Genomic DNA, 19,132 nt, shown 5'->3' with positions numbered 1-19,132 from the left:
CCGCTTACTGGAATACGCTTCTGAGAACCGTGTTCACCTTGTCGAATGGCGGGCAGCCATTGGCAAACACGGGCGACACCACCATTTCGATGTCGGCCTTGCCGCCTGGTGCAATATCGGTCAACGGACTGGAGAGGTCGCGATACAGCTGCGTGCCCTGCCCAAACACCGCCACATCCAGCACCGATTTCCTGGACAAGGTCTTTCCAGACTGGTTGTTCAGCTTGCCGGTGATGAAGGCAAAGCAGCTCTTGCTATTGACCTTGGAAGCCTTTTTTTCCACCTGGTAGTCCAGCGAAAAGCCGTCCCCCAATTCGGCATGGAAACGCTCCACCGTGTGGACGACAGCCGGAGGTGCGGCCGGTTCGGCAACCGGAGCAGGCGCATTGGCGCACCCTGCCAGCAGAGCGCTGGCCACCAGCACTGCGGCATACCCGTCTTGGCCTAGGCCCTTGTTGCGAAGGGCTGCACTGCCAGCCTTTGTATTTGGTTCAAACATCTACGCTCCCGGGTGCATGGTGCACCTCTGTCGCAATTATGGCGGGGACTGCGCCAGCGGCACAGTCCGCGCCAGCAGGCTCTGCAACAGCGCTACGCGCTCAGGTGTTCTTGCTGATGGTGATGGTGGGGAACTTGGAGGAAAAGTCCTTGTTCTTGGCCGCTACCGACAAGGCCACCTTGCGTGCCACGTCCTTGTACAACCCGGCAACTTCCCCATCGGGCTCGGCCACCACCGTAGGCTTGCCACCATCGGCCTGGATACGGATCTGCATGGCCAGGGGCAATGCACCCAGGTAGTCCATGCCGTACTGCGCCGCCATGGTCTTGCCGCCGTCCACACCAAAGATGTGTTCGACGTGACCGCAGTTGCTGCACACGTGCACCGCCATGTTTTCCACGATGCCCAGGATGGGCACACCCACCTTTTCGAACATCTTGATGCCTTTCTTGGCATCCAGCAGCGCAATGTCCTGCGGCGTGGTCACCACCACGGCGCCGGTCAGCGGCACGCGCTGGGACAGTGTCAGCTGGATGTCACCGGTGCCGGGCGGCATGTCCACGATCAGGTAATCCAGGTCCTTCCAGTGGGTCTGGCGCAGCAGTTGCTCCAGCGCCTGGGTCGCCATGGGGCCGCGCCAGATCATGGCTTCGTCTTGCGCCACCAGGAACCCAATGGACATGACCTGCACGCCGTAGTTCTGCATAGGCTCCATGGTCTTGCCGTCCTCGGACTCGGGGCGGCCCTCGATGCCCATCATCATGGGCTGGCTGGGGCCGTAGATATCGGCGTCCAGCAGACCCACCCTGGCGCCTTCGGCCGCCAGTGCCAATGCCAGATTGGCCGCCGTGGTGCTCTTGCCCACGCCGCCTTTGCCGGAGGCCACGGCCACGATGTTCTTCACGCCCGGCAGAAGCTGTACACCGCGCTGCACCGCATGGGCCAGCACATTCAGCCGGGGCGTGACTTCCACACTCTGTACTCCATCCACCGTTCGGGCGGCGGCACTGAGTGCATCGGCAAACTGCTGCTCCTGGCTCTTGGCGGGATACCCTAGTTCCAATGTGAAACGCACGGCACCACCACTGACGGTGAGCTCCTTGATGCATTTGCTGGAAACAAAATCCTTGCCCGTATTCGGGTCGATGACGCTTTGCAAAGCGCCCATGATTGCTTGCTCGGTAACGGCCATTCAATGCTCCTTCTGAGCCCAGAGTCTAGCTCTGCACGCCTTGCCCTTTGCTGCGCAGGCCCAAAGACTGCTGCGACGGACCGGGTTTGTGATGCGCTCTAGGGTTAACCCCCTTCGCCCGGATGCTTGGCGTTTGGCCGCTACACCCCATAATGAATTCATGGATCGTGCCGCAGCAGAAATCCGCGCCACCGTGAAACCCGCCGGGCTCATGCTCTCGGGCGGTGGTGCACGTGCCGCCTACCAGGTCGGCGTGCTCGAAGCCATTGCCGACATCCGCCTGCAATGCGGAGCCGGCCAGGAGCCCAACCCCTTTCCCATCATCACCGGCACCTCTGCCGGTGCCATCAATGCCTCGGCACTGGCCTGCGGCAGTGACAACTTTGATGCCGCGGTGCGTCTGATTGCCCACACCTGGCGCAACTTCAGCGCGGACCAGGTCTATTGCGCCGACCACATCAGCATGCTGCGCTCCGGTGCGAAATGGATGACATTGCTGTCGCTGGGCTGGCTGCTGGCCAAATGGCGGCGCATCAAACCGCGCTCCCTGCTGGACAACAGCCCGCTGGGTGAACTGCTGCGGCGCCTGGTACCGCTGGAACGGCTGCCCGAACTGATCCGCCAGGGCCACATCCAGGCACTTGCCGTCACGGCTTCCAGCTACAGCTCGGGCGAGCACGTGACTTTTTTTGAAGGGGACAAGCGCCTCTTGCCGTGGGTGCGCTCCCAACGCATATCGGTGCGGGACCACATCACCCATGACCATCTGCTGGCTTCCAGCGCCATTCCCTTTGTGTTTCCGGCAACCGAACTGCACATCAACGGTCATACCGAGTACTTCGGGGACGGCTCCATGCGCCAGAGCGCACCGGTGGCGCCAGCCATCCATCTGGGCGCGGAACGTCTGTTGGTCGTAGGTGCCGGGCGCATGAATGAGCCCAAGGGCGAGGCCCCTTCCGCCCTTGCCAATGGCTACCCGAGCATTGCGCAGATTGCCGGACACGCGCTGTCCAACATCTTTCTGGATGCGCTGGCCGTCGATGTCGAGCGCGTGCGTCGCATCAACCACACACTGAACCTGGTTCCCGAAGCCCTGCGCCAGCAGAGCGCTCTCAAGCCCATCGATCTGCTGGTGATCTCACCCAGCCAGCGACTGGACGTGGTTGCCTCACGCCACATCGACGATCTGCCCCACGCGGTGCGCACCATGCTCAACGGGGTAGGCATCTCGTCCGCCAAGGCCGATGTCAAGGGCTCTGCCCTGGCAAGCTACCTGCTATTCGAGTCCAGCTACACCGGCGAGCTGATGGCGCTGGGCTACGCGGACGCACAGAAACAGCGGGCCGAAGTGTGCGCATTCTTTGGCTGGACCGATCCCCATGCAGCCACTGACACAGGCAAAACCAGACCTGGCAAGGAGCGTCGCCAGGATCCGTTGCGGGTGCGGTGATTTCATGATCCAGCTCAATTACTATCCAAAACGGCAGTGATCAAATGCGCCGGAGGGCTGCACCCCGCGTGTGCGTTCCGGGCGGGTCGACCAAATTCAAGGCAGGGAGTTCTCAATGCACGCTGCAGGGCGGCAAACCACGGTGCTGGTAGTAGATGACACCAAGGAAAACTTGTTGATCATTGGCCAGTTGCTGCGCCCCCACTACCACGTGCGGGTGGCCAATTCCGGCATGCAGGCCCTGCGCGTGGCGGAGTCCGAACCCCGTCCCGACCTGATTCTGCTGGACGTCATGATGCCGGACATGGACGGCTACCAGGTACTGCGGATTCTGCGCAGCAAGCCGCAAACCCAGTCAATACCGGTGATCTTTGTCACGGCGATGGATGCGGATGCAGACGAGGAACACGGTCTGTCCCTGGGTGCCGTGGACTACGTCACCAAACCGGTCAAGCCGGGTCTGCTGCTGGCCCGGGTACACGCCCACCTCGAACTCAAGGCGGCCCGCGACGCGCTGGCACGACAGAACGCCGAACTGGACGCCGAGGTCCACCGACGCATGGCCGAGAACGACCTGATCAAGGACTTCAGCCTGCATGCCCTGGCCACCCTGGCCGAAAAGCGAGACAACGAAACCGGCAACCATCTGCGCCGCACCCAGGCCTACATGGAAGTCCTGATGCAGCACCTGAAGGACCACCCGCGCTTTTCAGCAGAGCTGGCGGACCCCGCCGCGCGCGACCGCATTGCCAAGGCGACGCCCTTGCATGACATCGGAAAGGTGGGCATACCCGACGCCATTCTGCTCAAGCCGGGTCGACTCACGGTCGAAGAGTTCGCCATCATGAAAACCCACGCCAGCATTGGCGCCCAGGCCATTGGGGAAGCCATTCGCAGCGTGCAGGCAGCCCGCAGCCTGGACGAACCCGCCGTTTCCCCGAGCGACGCTGCGCTCAGGGCCCAGTCGCTGAGTTTTTTGGAAACCACGCGCCAGATTGCAGGCAGCCACCACGAGAAATGGGACGGCAGCGGCTACCCCGACAGGCTCTCGGGTGCGGCCATTCCGCTGCCAGCCAGGCTCATGGCGCTGGCCGACGTGTTTGATGCCCTCATTTCCAAGCGCCACTACAAGGAAGCCTATTCCATGCAGCAAACCGTGGAGACCATCCTCCAGGGCAAGGGGGGGCACTTCGACCCGGACATTGTTGACGCCTTCATTGCCGTACAGGACCAGTTTGCCGACATTGCAAAACGCTACGTAGATCCACCGCCGCAGGAGCACTGAACCATGACCCGCCATTCGCTACTGATCCGAATCCTCGCCGCTTGCGCCACCGTCCTGACCGCCACCGGCATTGTGTGGGCACAAGGCGCTGAGACTGCCTTTGTGGAAAAAATGGCCACCCCGGAGCTGCTGACCGAACTGCGCAAGGGCGGCTACGTGCTCTACATGCGCCACGGCACCACCGACAACAGCCGTGCAGACCGCGCACCATCCGTCGACCTGAACGACTGCTCGACACAGCGTGTGCTCAACGATGAAGGGCGCAAGTTGTCCGCAGCCATCGGACGGGAACTGGTCAAGGCAAGGATTCCCGTTGGCGAGGTTTTCTTCAGCCCGCTCTGCCGTGCCCGTGAAAGCGCCGAGCTGGCCTTTCCCGCGATGAAAGGGAAAATGCACTCCGATCTGAATCTGGCCTATTCCGCCAACCTCACGGCCGAGGAAAAGAAACCGGTGCTGGCCGCCACACGCAAGCTCGTGTCCGCCCCTGTTGCGCCAGGCACCAACCGCGTACTGGTGGCGCATGCGCCCAACATGGCAGACCTGATGGGCTACTTCGTCAAACCCGAAGGCACGGTGGTCGTGCTCCGCCCCCTAGGGCAAGACCGGTTTGAATACCTCGGCAGCATACCGCCCACCTTGTGGGCAACTCTGCTCAAATGAGTCACACCAACCGCAGCCAGCTGCGGCGCATTCTCTTTCTGCTGTATTTCTTTGTGCCGGTGGCGGTGGCGCTGAGTTGCGGTGCGGCGTTTGACCGTTGGGCACAGTCCAGTCTGCGCGAGAAGCAAGAAGCACTCTCGGCAGAGTTTGACGCGGATGCGCGCACCGCGTCCGACGCGGCCGACATCAGCCGCAACCTGCTGCTGGTTCAACAACGCGTCATGTTGGCACTGAATGAGGCCGAGGAAGGCAAGATAGACGAAGCCCAAGCGTACAGGCTGCATAGCCAGATCGTCGAGCAGGTTGCAGTGCTGCAAAAGCGTCTTTCCGAGCTGGGAAGCGCCAGAGACCAAGTCCTGGTGCAGGCCAAACTGTCGCTGGCTCTGGCGTCTTTTCTGCAATTCCGGCAGTTCGTCCTGATGAGCACGGACATCATTTCCGTGGATCACAAGCAGGCGGCAAAGTACCTGGCAGACGCCAATCCGCATTACGCCGACTTCGCCCTGCAGATCGCAGACATTGCCTCCATCTACACCGACCACGCCATGAAGAGTGGTGCCGAGGGCCGCGCCCGCCTGGCTTATGAAGCAAAAAAACTCAGCGCGTTCAGCACATTGGCCACCATGGGGATGATCTTGCTGTGGTTGATGGCTTCGGTAACCCTGACGCGGCGCCTGGACCTGCTGCAGAACAGTCTGCAGAACCTGAGCGAGGGACACACCGGACCTGCCGATGAGCAGGCTTTCAGCGCCATCGCAACGATGGCCAAACGCAGCGGCACATTGATCGGCGAAATGGCCAACGCGGTGCTGGCCTTCCGTCGGGTCCAGCAGGAACACCTGATCGCACAAGAAGAGCTGCGTGATCGGGAAGAGCTGTACTCCAATATCGTGAGCCAGGCCCCTATCGGCATAGGGGTGCTGGACCTGAAGACGCTGCATTTCTCCAGCTTCAACCGCGCCACCCATGAGGCGCTGGGCTATACGGCCGAAGAGTTTGCAAAGCTGACCATTTACGACCTGCAGGTCGACATGGATCGCGCCGGTGTGGACGAACGCGTGCTCCGCATCATGGACGGAACCGGCCAGACCTTCGAAAACCGGCGCCGCACCAAGTCCGGCCAGCTGCGCGATTTCTGGATCTCCATGCGCCCGCTGGTACTGCGCAACGGAACTTTCCTGACCGGGGTCTGGGTGGACATCACCGACCGCAAACGCAGCGAGCGTGAGCTAGCGCGCTACCGCGAAGAGCTGGAAACCATGGTGAAGGACCGCACTGCCGCACTGGAAAAGACCAGCCAGGCGCTGGAGCTGCAAACGCAGGAGCTGCAAAAAACCAACGAGGCACTGCGCGCTGCCAAGGAAGTGGCAGAAGAGGCCAACCGGGCCAAGAGCTCGTTCCTGGCCAATATGAGCCACGAAATCCGCACGCCCATGAACGCCATCATTGGTCTCACGCACCTGATACGCCGCGACACCACCAAGAACCGCCATATACAACAGCTCGACAAGATTTCCGGCGCGGCCATCCACCTGCTGGCCGTCATCAACGACATCCTGGACTTTTCCAAGATCGAAGCCGGCAAGATGACCCTGGACCCCACCAACTTCGAGCTGGAGCGCGTGGTGGCCAACATCTTCACCCTCACCCACGACAAGGCCGAAGAGAAGGGCCTGGAAGTGGTGGCCGACATCCGCAACGTGCCGGAAGTGCTGCATGGCGACGGCGTGCGCCTGGGGCAGATCCTGCTCAACTTTGTGGCCAATGCCATCAAGTTCACCCAGCGCGGCAGCGTGGTTCTGCACGGTGAAGTGGTGCGCCGCGAAGGCGATGTCGACCACGTGCGCTTCGAGGTGCGCGACACCGGCATCGGCCTGAGTCCGGAACAACAGTCCAGGCTGTTTGCAGCGTTTCAGCAGGCTGACGTGTCCACCACCCGCACCTACGGCGGTACCGGTCTGGGCCTGGCCATCTCGCGGCGCCTGGCCGACCTCATGGGTGGCAGCGTGGGCGTCAGCAGTGAGGTAGGCAGAGGCAGCACCTTCTGGCTGGAAGCCCCATTTGGCGTGTGCTCCGCCAAGCCATCCCGCGCCGCGGGCGCCATGCCGCCGCGCACCCGGGTATTGGTCATCGATGACATGGAAGAGGCGCGCGAGCCTCTGGTGGACATGCTCACCAGCCTGGGGGCCCGAGCTGACGCGGTATCCAACGGGACCATGGCGCTGGAACGCGTCACCGAGGCCGATGCCAACGGTGACCCCTACCAGATGATTTTTACCGACTGGCAGATGCCGGGCCTCAATGGAACGCAGACCTGGCAACGTATCCGGCAGTTGCCGCTACGCCTCAAGCCGGTTTGCGTGCTGGTCAGCGGCAGCAGCGGCTGTCCGGACAACGTGCTGGATGACAACGAGTTCGCCGACTTCATCGCCAAGCCGGTGATGCCCGCGCGGCTGGCGGAGAGCATTGCCAAGACCTGGGGCCTGGCCCAGGTGGCCGACGACCATCCGAACCCGCCGGATACCGTGCCCCGCTTTTTGCCCGGCAAGAAGGTATTGCTGGTCGAAGACAACGCGCTCAACCAGGAAGTGGCCACCGAACTGCTGCTGGACATGGGTTTTGATGTGGACCTTGCCGAAGACGGCGTGATCGCCGTAGACAAGGCAGGCCGCAAGGCCTATGACCTGATCCTGATGGACATGCAGATGCCGCGCATGGACGGACTGGAAGCCACCCGCCGGATCCGCAAGCTCAGCGGCCATGCCGACACGCCCATAGTCGCCATGACGGCCAACGCCTTTGCCGAAGACCGGGCAGCCTCCGTGGAGGCCGGCATGAATGACCACCTGTCCAAACCGGTGGACCCGGAGCTGCTGGCCCATGTGCTGGCCCTGTGGCTACCCGGTGCGGTGAGCCACATGGAGGAATCCCAATGGACCTCACAATGGCCCGAGCAGGTGGACGCCGATCCGGCACTGGGCCACTTGATGCGGCAGCTGGACTGCGTTCCGGGGCTCAGCCTCAGGCACGGGCTGCGCAGCTTCCGGGGCAATGCCGAGCATCTGGCGCGACTGTTGCAGCGTTTTGTCAATGACCATGGCAATGACCTGCAGCTCACCCGCCAGCAGCTGCAAGCCGGCGACAGCGCAGCTGCGCAACGCACACTGCACACATTCAAGGGCCTTGCAGGCACAGCCGGTCTGCTGGATTTGCAAGCCCTGGCCGCCGACGCGGAACGGCATGTGCGCCAGGGCGACTCCGACGAGCAGGTTGCCAATGCACTGCAACAGATGGCGCCGGCAATGGCTGCGTTGCAGGACGCGCTGCACGACTGGGAGCCGCACAGCCCTGCCGCCAATGCCAGCAGCCGCGAAGAGCTGCTGCAGCGTCTGCTCACCCTGCGTACCCTGCTTTCCACCGACGACCTGGACGCCGCCGACTACTACGCCGGTGTGCGGGATTCCATGGCAATGCACTTTCCCGGGCAGTGCCAGGCCCTGGGCAAGGCCATGGATGACTTTGCCTTCAACGACGCCCTGCAACTGCTGGAACCGCTGCTGGCGCAGGCCAGCGGGCCATCCTGAAGCCACCTTCGCGCAGCTCTGCCTGACCCCCGGACTAAAATCGGGGACTGTCTTTGAAAGTCTTCCCCCATGTCCCGCCAACTATTTGTCACCACTGCGCTGCCCTACGCCAACGGCAACTTCCATATCGGCCACATCATGGAATACATCCAGGCCGACATCTGGGTGCGTTTCCAGCGCATGCAGGGCCATGCGGTGAACTTTGTAGGTGCAGACGACACGCACGGCGCGCCCATCATGATCGCCGCCGAAAAGGTCGGCAAGACGCCGCAGCAGTTCGTAGCCGACATTGCCGCTGGCCGCAAGCAATATCTGGATGGCTTTCATATCAGCTTTGACAACTGGCACAGCACCGACGGCCCCGAGAACCACGAGCTAGCCCGTCAGATCTACCGCGACCTGCGCGACCGCGCGGACGGCTCGCTGATCGAGACCAAGACCATCGAACAGTTCTTCGACCCCGAGAAGAACATGTTCCTGCCAGACCGCTACATCAAGGGCGAATGCCCCAAGTGCCACGCCAAGGACCAGTACGGCGACAACTGCGAGGTCTGCGGCTCGGTCTATGCGCCCACCGACCTGATCAACCCCTACTCGGCGCTCTCCGGTGCCAAGCCGGAACTCAAAGCTTCGGAGCACTTCTTCTTCAAACTCTCCGACCCGCGCTGCGTGGCCTTCCTGGAACAGTGGACGCAAGACGGCAAGCTGCAGCCCGAGGTGGCCAACAAGATCAAGGAATGGTTCACCGTACGTACCAACCCGGACGGCTCCACGAGCGAAGGGCTGGGCGACTGGGACATCAGTCGCGATGCGCCCTATTTCGGCATCGAGATTCCGGATGCCCCGGGCAAGTATTTCTACGTGTGGCTGGATGCGCCCGTGGGCTACCTGGCCTCGCTCAAGAACCTGCTGGACAAGCGCGGCGAGAACTACGACGCCTATATGGCCAACCCGGCGCTGGAGCAGTACCACTTCATCGGCAAGGACATCGTCACCTTCCACACCCTGTTCTGGCCCGCCATGCTGCATTTCAGCGGTCGCAAGACGCCAGACAACGTGTTCGTGCACGGCTTCCTGACCGTCAACAACGGCGAAAAGATGAGCAAGAGCCGCGGCACCGGCCTGGACCCGCTCAAATACCTCAGCTTAGGGATGAACCCCGAATGGCTGCGCTACTACCTGGCGGCCAAACTGTCAGCACGCAACGAGGACATCGACTTCAATGCCGATGACTTCATGGCGCGGGTCAATAGCGACCTGATCGGCAAGTTCGTCAACATCGCCAGCCGCGCCGCGGGCTTTCTGACCAAGCGCTTCGAAGGCAAGCTCACCCACCAGTTCGGCACGCAAGGCGCCGCACTGGTCCATGAGCTGCGCGGCGCTGCCGACGGCATTGCGCAGATGTATGAAGCCCGCGAATACGGCAAGGCTACCCGGGAGATCATGCTGCTGGCCGACAAGGTCAATGCCTATGTGGATCAGAACAAGCCCTGGGACCTGGCCAAGGACGTGGCCAACAATGAGGCACTGCACCAGGTGTGCTCGGTGCTGATCAACAGCTTTGCGGTGCTGACGCGCTACCTGGCACCGGTGCTGCCGGGCCTGGCGCGGGCAGTGGAGCAATTCACCGGCAGCAGCATGGGAGAGTGGAATCTGGTGAAGCACGACGTCCAGGCCATCCAGCCCTACCAGCACCTGATGCAACGCGTCACCCCCGAGCAGCTCGACGCCCTGTTCGAGCCCCCCCCCGCGCCGGTAGTAGAAAAGTTGCATCCCGGCGGCGAGGAGATCGCCCCCACCATCAGCATCGACGACTTCGCCAAGATCGACCTGCGCATTGCCAAAATCGTGAACTGCGAAGCAGTGGAAGGCTCTACCAAGCTGCTGCGCCTCACGCTGGACGTGGGCGAGACCGATGACGCGGGCCAGTTGAAGACGCGCAATGTGTTCAGCGGCATTGCCAGCATGTACAAGCCTGAACAGCTCATTGGTCTGTACACGGTGCTGGTGGCCAACCTGGCGCCGCGCAAGATGAAGTTCGGCGTGTCCGAAGGCATGGTGCTGGCCGCCAGCCACGCCGACGAGAAGGAAGACCCCGGCATCTACATCCTGACTCCCCGCCCCGGTGCCATGCCGGGCATGCGGATCCATTAAGCGCAGAACGCCATGATCCCCCTGCTGCGCGGCTGGACTTCGGTACAGCGTACCGCCCAAAACAATCTGCGGCTGGGGGTCACTTTGTGTTTTGTGGCGGGCGCCACCAACGCCGGCGGCTTTCTCGCGGTGGGCCAATACACCTCGCACATGAGCGGCATCGTGTCATCGGTCGCTGACAATCTGGTGCTCGGTCAGTTGGGCTTGGCTCTGGCAGGTCTGGCGGCCGTGATGGCATTCATCTCCGGTGCCATGACCACCGCCTGGATGGTGAACTGGGCGCTGCGCCGCAATCTGCAAAGCGCCTATGGCAGGCCGCTGCTGCTCGAAGCCGTGTTGCTGCTGGTGTTTGGCCTGTTCGGCGCCGGCATCAATGTATGGGCCGGCTTTTTTGCGCCGCTTACCGTGCTGCTGCTGTGCTACATCATGGGTTTGCAAAACGCAGTCATCACCAAGATTTCGCATGCAGAAATACGCACCACCCACATGACCGGGCTGATCACCGACATGGGCATTGAGCTGGGCAAGCTGTTCTACGTCAACCGTCTCACGCGGGACAACAAGGTAGTAGCCAACCGGCAGCGGCTGGCCATCCACTTCAAGCTGGTAGGCAGTTTCTTCGTCGGTGCGCTGACTGGGGCCGTCGGCTTCAAGACCGTGGGCTACGTGGCCACCGTTCCCCTGTCCATTTTGCTGTTGCTGCTGGTCATGCGCCCCGTACTGGACGATGCCAGAAACTGGATTGACCCGCACTAAGCACCATGTCAAATATCGCGTCAAGCAAGAAGACCCAGCGCTTCTTCCACCCCCGTCTGCTGGATTGCCTGCAGGCTTACAACCGGCAAAAGTTGACCAAGGACATTGGCGCTGGCCTCACGGTGGGGGTGGTCGCATTGCCATTGGCCATGGCCTTTGCCATTGCCAGTGGGCTCAAGCCGGAGGCGGGTCTGTTCACCGCCATCATTGCGGGCTTTCTGGTTTCGTTGCTGGGTGGCAGCAAGGTGCAAATCGGTGGGCCAGCGGGCGCTTTCATCGTCATCGTCTACGGCATCGTGGAGCGCTACGGGCTGGCCAATCTGGTCATTGCCACCGCCATGTCCGGGGTGATGCTGTTTGCCATGGGCGTGTTCAAGATGGGCACCCTGGTGCGCTTCATACCGATCTCGGTCATCATCGGCTTTACCAATGGCATTGCAGTGCTGATTGCGCTCTCGCAGGTCAAGGACTTTCTGGGTCTGCGCATCGCCAAGCTGCCGGGCGAATTCTTTGGCATGGCATCTACATTGATCCATGCGCTGCCCAGTTTCAACCTGCCGGCCACCTGTGTGGCACTGGCGTCCCTGGCGTTGATTGTCTGCTGGCGCTTTTTGGTGCCAACCTGGGTCAAAGACCCGGTCTGGAACGAGCGCGTGCAGCTGATTCCAGGCTCGGTGCTGGCGCTGGTGCTGACTACCGCATTCGTTTCCATCACGCATCTCCCGGTCGAGACCATAGGCAGCAAGTTCGGTGGCATTCCTTCGAGCCTGCCGGCATTGGCTTGGCCGGACTTCTCCTGGGACACCGTACGCTTTCTGTTCATACCCGCCACCACGCTGGCCATGCTGGGCGCCATCGAGTCGCTGCTGTGCGCGCGGGTGGCCGACGGCATGATTGACGACCGCCACAACCCCAACCAGGAGCTGATGGCGCAGGGCATTGCCAACTTCATCACGCCCTTCTTTGGCGGTATGCCGGCCACCGGAACCATTGCGCGCACGGTTACCAATGTGAAGGGCGGCGCCACGTCACCCATCGCGGGCGTGGTGCACGCGTTCACCCTGCTGCTGGTCATGCTGGTGGCGGCTCCCCTGGCGCAGAACATTCCGCTAGCTGCCATGGCGGCCATCCTGATGTTCGTGGCATGGAACATGGGCGAGTGGCGTGAGTTCTGGCACCTGCGCCAGTTCCGCCTGCCCTACCGCGTCACGCTGCTGGCGGTGTTTTTCCTGACCGTGGTGTTCGACCTGACCGTGGCCGTGGAAGTGGGCCTGGTGGCAGCCTGCATCACCTTCATCTACCGCATCTCCAGCCTGTCGCGCTCGGAAGAGCTGACCGCAGCAGACTATCCGGATCTGGCCGGGCTGCAAGGCCAGGTCTCGGCCTACCGGCTGTATGGCGCCCTGTTTTTTGGCGCAGTGAAGATCATTGAGGAGATTCAGGACACCCTGCCTGCGCGCACCATTGTCCTGGACCTCAAGAATGTCATCTACGTGGATTCCAGCGGCGCCGATACGCTCAATGATCTGGCCCGAGCCTGCCACAAGAACCGCGTGCGTCTGGTCATCTGCGGCCTGATGCATCAGCCGCTGGACATTGCCCGGCGCAGCGGCTTTGTGGGCGCCGTGGGGCCGCAGCACATCTACCCGGACGTGGCCACTGCCATACGCGCCAGTTTCGGTCTGGCCCACCTGGATGCACCCCACACGCCCGCCACCACGTAAAATAGCGCAAAGAGGTTCCACCATGTCGATTTTCCGCCGCCCCGATTACCGTTCCGATACCACCCAGTTCCTGGACCAGCTCAAGACCACCCGCCCGGCGCTGGAAGAAGAGCAACGCAAGGGCCGCTCCCTGCTGTGGGACAAAGCCATTGACCGCTTGGCCCTCTTGGGCTTTCGCAAGGCGAAAGTGGCGCAAAAGCCCTACGTGTACCAGACGGACAACACCTAAGCTGTGTCCGATACGCCCGAGGTCGTAGACCAGGTTGCGCTGGCACGCCTCTACGGTGAGCCGCTGTTTGCGCTGCCGCAGGACCTCTACATCCCGCCGGATGCGCTGGAAGTGTTTCTGGAGGCCTTTGAAGGCCCGCTGGACTTGCTGCTCTACCTGATCCGCAAGCAGAACTTCAACATCCTCGACATCCCCATGCTCAGCGTGACCAAGCAGTACCTGGTCTACGTGGAGCAGATCCGCAAGCGCAACCTGGAACTGGCTGCTGAATACCTGCTGATGGCGGCCATGCTGATCGAGATCAAGTCGCGCATGCTGCTGCCGCCCAAGAAGGTGGCCGAAGGCGAAGAGGCCGAAGACCCGCGTGCCGAACTGGTACGCCGTCTGCTCGAATACGAGCAGATGAAGCTGGCCGCAGCACGCCTGAATGCCATCCCTCAATTCGGCCGCGACTTCCTCAAGGCCAGCATCTTCATCGAGCAAAGCCTGCAGCCGCGCTTTCCGGAGGTGCATTTGGTGGACTTGCAGGAAGCCTGGCGCGACATCCTCAAGCGTGCCAAGCTGGTGCAGCACCACAAGATCAGCCGTGCCGAGCTGTCGGTGCGTGAGCACATGAGCATCGTGCTCAAGAAGCTGCAAGGCCGCCGTTTTGTCGGTTTTGAAGACCTTTTCGATCCCGAGCTGGGCACTCCGGTATTGGTGGTGACCTTCATCGCCATGCTGGAGCTGGCCAAGGAAACTTTGATTGAAATCACCCAGGCCGAGGCCTTTGCGCCGATTTATGTGCGCCTAGCCTACTCGCCCACCTGATCCAGGCCCTCCACAAGAGCGGTTAGTATTCGGGCCAATTTCGCTGTCTTCTTGGAGATGTTATGAGCCCCCACGTTTGTCACTTCGTGTACATACTGCCCCCCAAGGGGGCCGTGCTCTCCTTGGGGCGGCCCGTCGGAGAGCTGCCATGACCGAAGCCACCACAGGCAACGCCGCTTTACATGCCACGCCCTACGGCACGTTTGCCCCGGCGTCGCCCATGCCGAGCCGCCGCCCCATGAGCCTGCCACGCCTGCAGGAAATGCGCACCCGCGGCGAAAAGATCTGCATGCTCACCGCCTACGACGCCACCTTTGCCGCAGTGGCCGATGCAGCTGGCGTGGAAACCATACTGATCGGTGATTCCCTGGGCATGGTCTGCCAGGGCCTGGCCAGCACCGTCGGCGTGAGTCTGGAAACCATGCGCTACCACACCGAGAGTGTGACCCGCGGCCTGTACCGTGCCCAGGCCACTGCCTGGGTGATTGCCGACCTGCCCTATGGCAGCTACCACGAGTCGCGCGAACAGGCCATCCGCAGCGCTTCCGTGCTGATGCAGGCGGGCGCCCATATGGTCAAACTCGAAGGCGGTGGCTGGACCACCGACACCGTGCACTTCCTGGTGGAGCGCGGCATACCAGTGTGCGCCCACCTGGGCCTGACACCCCAGACCGTACATGCGCTGGGTGGCTACCGTGTGCAGGGCAAGACCGAAGCCGGTGCCGTACAGCTCAAAAAACATGCGCATGAACTGCAGGATGCCGGCGCAGCCATGCTGGTGCTGGAAATGGTGCCGCACCAGATTGCCACCGAGCTGACCCAGGAACTGTTGCACTGCGCCACCATCGGCATCGGTGCGGGCAATGGCACCGCTGGACAAGTGCTGGTGTTGCACGACATGCTGGGCATGAACCTGGGCAAGATGCCCAAGTTCGTGCGCAACTTCATGCAGGACGCCGGCAGCGTGCGCGGCGCCATGGAAGCCTATGTTGCCGCAGTCAAAAACGGCAGCTTCCCTGACAACGCAGTCCACGCTTGGTGATCCATGAAGCTCATACACACCATTTCTGACCTGCACTCCTTGCTGGGCGCCTATCGTCATCCCGCCGTGGTACCCACCATGGGCAATCTGCATGCGGGCCACATCGCACTGGTACAGGCAGCCAAATCGCTGGGGGACGTTACCGTCGCCACGGTGTTCGTGAACCGCTTGCAGTTCGGCCCCAACGAAGACTTCGATACCTATCCGCGCACGCTGGAGCAGGACTGCGCCAAGCTCGAGGAAGTGGGTTGCGACATCGTGTTTGCCCCGGCGGAAAAAGAGCTGTATCCGCGGCCCCAGACCTATCTGGTGCAACCGCCGCCCGAGTTGGCCAACATCTTGGAAGGCGAGTTTCGCCCCGGTTTTTTCACTGGTGTGGCCACCGTGGTGATGAAGTTGCTCAGCGCCACGCAGGCGCGCACGGCGGTGTTCGGCAAGAAGGACTATCAGCAGCTGATGGTGATCCGCCAGATGGTGCAGCAGTTCGCCATGCCAGTGGACATCGTGGGCCTGGACACGCGCCGCGCCGACGATGGCCTGGCCATGTCATCCCGCAACGGTTACCTGAGCTCCTCCGAACGCCAGGCCGCGGTATTGCTGTCGCAAACCCTGAAGACCTTTGCCGATGCATTGCGCAGCGGACGCACGGACTATGCCGCGTTGGAGGCGCAAGCTATGCAAACGCTGACAGATGCGGGCTGGAAGCCGGACTATGTGACGGCACGCCGTCGCACCGACTTGCAGGCACCACACAACGGCGACGCCTTGGTGGTGCTGGCCGCTGCGCGACTGGGCACGACAAGACTGATCGACAACCTGGAAGTTTGATACGGCTTGCCCTGCATAGAAGCAGCCTACAGAAACCGATCCAATATCCGCTTGCTCTCCGCATTCAACGCAAACTGGTCCCGCACCAGATACTGAATGCCATGCGTATCCGCGATCAGCAAGGCGTTGTCCTTGCCGATGCGGCGAATGTCCTCATCACCCCGCAAGACAAACTCGGTCTCCCCACGATCGGTCTCCACCGTCCAGGTGCACGGCGTGGAAAAGCTGGTCACTGACACGATCTGCTGAATGACTGGCATGAACTCACGCGCTGCCAACTCAGCACGGATCAGGCCCTGCGTGGGCTCAGGCACATCGACCAAACGGTCCACCCGGCCCACTTCCTGGCCATCGGTGCTCACAATCGAAATGCCCACATCCGGCGACTGGATGGGGAAGGCACGTACCGGCACCACGGCCTCATGGCGATCCCCTTCGGGCGTGGTCAGGATCAGCTTGCCGAACGCATTGCGTTCCAGCACAAATGGGGTACGGTCAGGTGTGTGTGGGACGCTCATCACGCGCCCTCCTTCTCAGCGTTGTCGGAAGCCTGGTCGGCATCCATGTCCACATCCATGTTGCGTGCCTGCGCCTGGTAGAGGTTGTAGTAGGCACCTTGCTTGGCCATCAGCGCGTCATGCGTGCCCTCTTCCACCACCGAGCCACGGTCCAGCACCACCAGCCGGTCGGCGCGGTGCAAGGTGGAGAGCCGGTGGGCAATGGCGATGGTGGTGCGGCCTTGCACCAGGTTTTCCAGGGCCTTCTGGATTTCCTTTTCGGTCTCGGAGTCCACCGACGAGGTGGCCTCGTCCAGGATCAGGATGCGCGGATCGATCAGCAAGGCGCGCGCAATCGAAATGCGTTGACGCTCGCCACCCGAGAGGCCCTGGCCACGCTCACCCACCATGGAGTCATAGCCCTGCGGGAGCCGCAGGATGAACTCGTGTGCATGGGCCGCGCGTGCTGCAGCAATGATTTCCTCGCGCGAGGCATCCGGCTTGCCGTAGGCAATGTTTTCCGCAATCGTGCCGAAAAACAGGAAAGGCTCCTGCAGCACCAGACCAATATTCTTGCGAAAGTCGGCAATGGCGTAGGAGCGGATGTCCACACCGTCCACCAGAATCGCACCTTCGGACACATCGTAGAAGCGGCAGATCAGATTCACCAGGGTGCTCTTGCCGGAGCCGCTGTGGCCCACCAGCCCGATCATCTCGCCGGGCGCAATGTTCAGGTTGATGCCTTTGGTGACTTCCCGGTTGCCATAGCGGAAGCCCACCTCGCGCACCTCGATGCGACCCTGCACCTTGTCCACGTGAACCGGGTTGGCGGGCTCGGGCACGCTGGAGACGTGGTCCAGAATGTCAAATATGCGCTTGGCTGCAGAAGCCGACTTTTGTGTGACCGAGACAATGCGGCTCATGGAGTCCAGCCGCCCATAGAAGCGGCCGATGTAGGCAATGGCCGCCAGCAACATACCGACGGTGATATCGCCCTTGGACACCTGCCAGATGCCAAAGCCCCAGACCACCAGCAGACCGATCTCGGTGAGCAGCGACACGCTGGGTGAGAACAGGGACCAGATCTTGTTGATGCGATCATTCACCAACAGGTTGTGGCGGTTGGCCTCGCGAAAACGCTTGGCCTCGCGCTGCTCTTGGGCGAAGGCCTTGACCACGCGAATGCCGGGAATGGTGTCGGACAGCACGTTGGTGACCTCACCCCAGACCCGGTCGATCTTCTCGAACCCGGTGCGTAGGCGGTAGCGCACAAAGTGGATCATCCAGCCGATGAAGGGCAACGGCACCAGGGTGATCAGTGCCAGATAGGGATTCATGGAAAACAGGATGACGGCCGTCATCACGATCATCACCACGTCGCTGGCAAAGTCCGTGAGGTGCAGGGACAGGTAGACCGCAATACGGTCGCTCTCGCTGCCCACGCGCGACAGCAGGTCGCCCGTGCGTTTGCCGCCAAAGTATTCCAGCGAGAGGCGCAGCAAATGCTCATAGGTGGTGGTGCGCAGATCCGCGGCAATGCGCTCAGAGGCCAGCGCAAGAATGTAGGTCTTGGCCCAGCTCAGAATCCAGGCCAGCAAGCCCGCCCCCAACAGACCCGCCAGGTACCAGGCGATGGTGGAAGGCTCGATATGCTGGCCGTTCTGGAACGGAATCAGCACCTTGTCCACCAGTGGAATGGTCAGGTAGGGCGGCACCTGGCTGGCGGCAGTGCCCAGCAGCATCAGCAGGAAACCCCAGAACAACTGGCCACGGTAGGGTTTGGCAAAGCGCCACAGGCGAAACAGGGTCCAAGTGGACGGTGGCGTGTGGATCACCTTGGTGCAGACCGGGCACTCCTCCTGGCCCGGCTCCAGCGGCGCCTTGCAACTCGGGCACACGTTCTTGAGCGCCTGCACCAGCGGCTTGCCCGACACCACGCTCTCCAGCTGCAGCGTGAACTGGTCTACCAGGCGGATCGCGTGCAGGTTCTGCCCCAGGGTAAAGCGCCAGCTTGCCAGCAGGCCGGTGGCGTCCACCAGCTCCAGATGCCCCACGCCGGCATAGTCGTGGTGCTGCAGGGTCAGGCCCTTGGTCAGCGGCCAGTCCTGCCAATGCGCCGCGCCGCCATCGGTGCTAAGGACGCGCTCATTGGTCACCACCACCAGTCCCCTGACGAAGTGCAGCCGGGCGTCCAGGTCAACCTCCAGGGCGGCAAGAACGTTTTCCTGAGGGTGCAGACGGGCCTGCAAGGCGGAACGCCAAGGTACGGCAATCTCACCTGGCACAGATCGGACTAGGGAAATATCAGTGGTCATTGCAAACAAAATTCATTTTTCTTGGAATCGCAGACAGCGCTCTGGGCAGGTAGCCTTGGCAGGCGTTCCTGAAGATACCACCCCCAGGGTTGGGTCCACTGAACAGG

The 19,132-nt window shown here is 62.0% G+C and carries 15 protein-coding genes; 11 read left to right on the top strand and 4 right to left on the bottom strand.

All coding sequences use genetic code 11. The features are described 5' to 3' along the window. Positions 1–4: 4 nt before the first annotated feature. Both AC1RMF_RS14480 and apbC read right to left on the bottom strand, forming a co-directional pair. Positions 5–499, bottom strand: coding sequence for a hypothetical protein (locus tag AC1RMF_RS14480; protein WP_493142313.1), 495 nt, complete (start codon positions 497–499; stop codon positions 5–7). A gap of 100 nt (positions 500–599) precedes the next feature. After that, positions 600–1,691: an iron-sulfur cluster carrier protein ApbC gene (gene apbC, locus AC1RMF_RS14475; RefSeq protein ID WP_493142311.1), complete on the bottom strand. Its 1,092-nt coding sequence runs from the start codon at positions 1,689–1,691 to the stop codon at positions 600–602. A 160-nt stretch (positions 1,692–1,851) separates the two neighbouring features. Between apbC and AC1RMF_RS14470 the strand changes: the two genes are divergently transcribed. The 11 genes from AC1RMF_RS14470 (at position 1,852) to panC (ending at position 16,213) form a co-directional block, all read left to right on the top strand. Beyond that, positions 1,852–3,141, top strand: a complete 1,290-nt coding sequence (locus AC1RMF_RS14470; RefSeq protein ID WP_342618646.1) for a patatin-like phospholipase family protein — start codon at positions 1,852–1,854, stop codon at positions 3,139–3,141. Between the two features lie 115 nt (positions 3,142–3,256). Continuing rightward, a complete protein-coding gene (locus AC1RMF_RS14465; RefSeq protein ID WP_493142309.1) occupies positions 3,257–4,426 on the top strand; it encodes a response regulator in 1,170 nt (389 codons plus the stop codon). Between the two features lie 3 nt (positions 4,427–4,429). Next, positions 4,430–5,086, top strand: coding sequence for a histidine phosphatase family protein (locus AC1RMF_RS14460; RefSeq protein WP_493142307.1), 657 nt, complete (start codon positions 4,430–4,432; stop codon positions 5,084–5,086). Further along, on the top strand, positions 5,083–8,670 hold the full coding sequence (locus AC1RMF_RS14455) for a PAS domain-containing hybrid sensor histidine kinase/response regulator (RefSeq protein ID WP_493142305.1): 3,588 nt from the start codon (positions 5,083–5,085) through the stop codon (positions 8,668–8,670). The genes AC1RMF_RS14460 and AC1RMF_RS14455 overlap by 4 nt, the downstream gene beginning before the upstream one ends. A gap of 69 nt (positions 8,671–8,739) precedes the next feature. Continuing rightward, positions 8,740–10,824, top strand: a complete 2,085-nt coding sequence (gene metG, locus AC1RMF_RS14450; RefSeq protein ID WP_493142303.1) for a methionine--tRNA ligase — start codon at positions 8,740–8,742, stop codon at positions 10,822–10,824. 12 nt (positions 10,825–10,836) lie between these two features. After that, entirely contained in the window at positions 10,837–11,580 is a 744-nt protein-coding gene (locus AC1RMF_RS14445; RefSeq protein WP_493142301.1) for a YoaK family protein, read from the top strand. Between the two features lie 5 nt (positions 11,581–11,585). After that, complete coding sequence (locus AC1RMF_RS14440; RefSeq protein WP_493142299.1) at positions 11,586–13,304, top strand: SulP family inorganic anion transporter; 1,719 nt, start codon at positions 11,586–11,588, stop codon at positions 13,302–13,304. A gap of 22 nt (positions 13,305–13,326) precedes the next feature. Continuing rightward, a complete protein-coding gene (locus AC1RMF_RS14435; RefSeq protein ID WP_493142297.1) occupies positions 13,327–13,533 on the top strand; it encodes a DUF3460 family protein in 207 nt (68 codons plus the stop codon). Between the two features lie 3 nt (positions 13,534–13,536). Next, positions 13,537–14,343, top strand: coding sequence for a segregation and condensation protein A (locus AC1RMF_RS14430; RefSeq protein WP_342618654.1), 807 nt, complete (start codon positions 13,537–13,539; stop codon positions 14,341–14,343). A gap of 148 nt (positions 14,344–14,491) precedes the next feature. Then, on the top strand, positions 14,492–15,385 hold the full coding sequence (panB, locus tag AC1RMF_RS14425; RefSeq protein WP_493142295.1) for a 3-methyl-2-oxobutanoate hydroxymethyltransferase: 894 nt from the start codon (positions 14,492–14,494) through the stop codon (positions 15,383–15,385). 3 nt (positions 15,386–15,388) lie between these two features. Then, a complete protein-coding gene (gene panC, locus AC1RMF_RS14420; protein WP_493142292.1) occupies positions 15,389–16,213 on the top strand; it encodes a pantoate--beta-alanine ligase in 825 nt (274 codons plus the stop codon). 26 nt (positions 16,214–16,239) lie between these two features. Here the strand turns inward: panC and AC1RMF_RS14415 are convergent, their stop codons facing one another. Both AC1RMF_RS14415 and AC1RMF_RS14410 read right to left on the bottom strand, forming a co-directional pair. Further along, on the bottom strand, positions 16,240–16,731 hold the full coding sequence (locus AC1RMF_RS14415; RefSeq protein ID WP_493142290.1) for a cyanophycin metabolism-associated DUF1854 family protein: 492 nt from the start codon (positions 16,729–16,731) through the stop codon (positions 16,240–16,242). Beyond that, positions 16,731–19,025 carry a cyanophycin metabolism-associated ABC transporter gene (locus tag AC1RMF_RS14410; protein WP_342618658.1) on the bottom strand — a complete coding sequence of 765 codons (2,295 nt, stop codon included), beginning with the start codon at positions 19,023–19,025 and terminating at the stop codon, positions 16,731–16,733. Before AC1RMF_RS14410 ends, AC1RMF_RS14415 begins: the two co-directional genes overlap by 1 nt. Between the last annotated feature and the right edge of the window lie 107 nt (positions 19,026–19,132).

The organism is Rhodoferax sp. GW822-FHT04A08 (genome assembly GCF_058801025.1).
The sequence above is the reverse complement of the archived record's forward strand: the minus strand, read 5'-3'. Positions and strand labels throughout refer to the sequence as shown.

What these genes read in the sequence shown, in the direction of transcription:
- AC1RMF_RS14455 (WP_493142305.1), top strand. Translation starts at nt 5,083, where the DNA reads ATGAGTCACACCAACCGCAGCCAGCTGCGGCGCATTCTCTTTCTGCTG.
- panB (WP_493142295.1), top strand. Translation starts at nt 14,492, where the DNA reads ATGACCGAAGCCACCACAGGCAACGCCGCTTTACATGCCACGCCCTAC.
- AC1RMF_RS14435 (WP_493142297.1), top strand. Translation starts at nt 13,327, where the DNA reads ATGTCGATTTTCCGCCGCCCCGATTACCGTTCCGATACCACCCAGTTC.
- metG (WP_493142303.1), top strand. Translation starts at nt 8,740, where the DNA reads ATGTCCCGCCAACTATTTGTCACCACTGCGCTGCCCTACGCCAACGGC.
- AC1RMF_RS14445 (WP_493142301.1), top strand. Translation starts at nt 10,837, where the DNA reads ATGATCCCCCTGCTGCGCGGCTGGACTTCGGTACAGCGTACCGCCCAA.
- AC1RMF_RS14470 (WP_342618646.1), top strand. Translation starts at nt 1,852, where the DNA reads ATGGATCGTGCCGCAGCAGAAATCCGCGCCACCGTGAAACCCGCCGGG.
- AC1RMF_RS14410 (WP_342618658.1), bottom strand. Translation starts at nt 19,025, where the DNA reads ATGACCACTGATATTTCCCTAGTCCGATCTGTGCCAGGTGAGATTGCC.
- AC1RMF_RS14415 (WP_493142290.1), bottom strand. Translation starts at nt 16,731, where the DNA reads ATGAGCGTCCCACACACACCTGACCGTACCCCATTTGTGCTGGAACGC.
- panC (WP_493142292.1), top strand. Translation starts at nt 15,389, where the DNA reads ATGAAGCTCATACACACCATTTCTGACCTGCACTCCTTGCTGGGCGCC.
- AC1RMF_RS14480 (WP_493142313.1), bottom strand. Translation starts at nt 499, where the DNA reads ATGTTTGAACCAAATACAAAGGCTGGCAGTGCAGCCCTTCGCAACAAG.
- AC1RMF_RS14465 (WP_493142309.1), top strand. Translation starts at nt 3,257, where the DNA reads ATGCACGCTGCAGGGCGGCAAACCACGGTGCTGGTAGTAGATGACACC.
- apbC (WP_493142311.1), bottom strand. Translation starts at nt 1,691, where the DNA reads ATGGCCGTTACCGAGCAAGCAATCATGGGCGCTTTGCAAAGCGTCATC.
- AC1RMF_RS14460 (WP_493142307.1), top strand. Translation starts at nt 4,430, where the DNA reads ATGACCCGCCATTCGCTACTGATCCGAATCCTCGCCGCTTGCGCCACC.
- AC1RMF_RS14440 (WP_493142299.1), top strand. Translation starts at nt 11,586, where the DNA reads ATGTCAAATATCGCGTCAAGCAAGAAGACCCAGCGCTTCTTCCACCCC.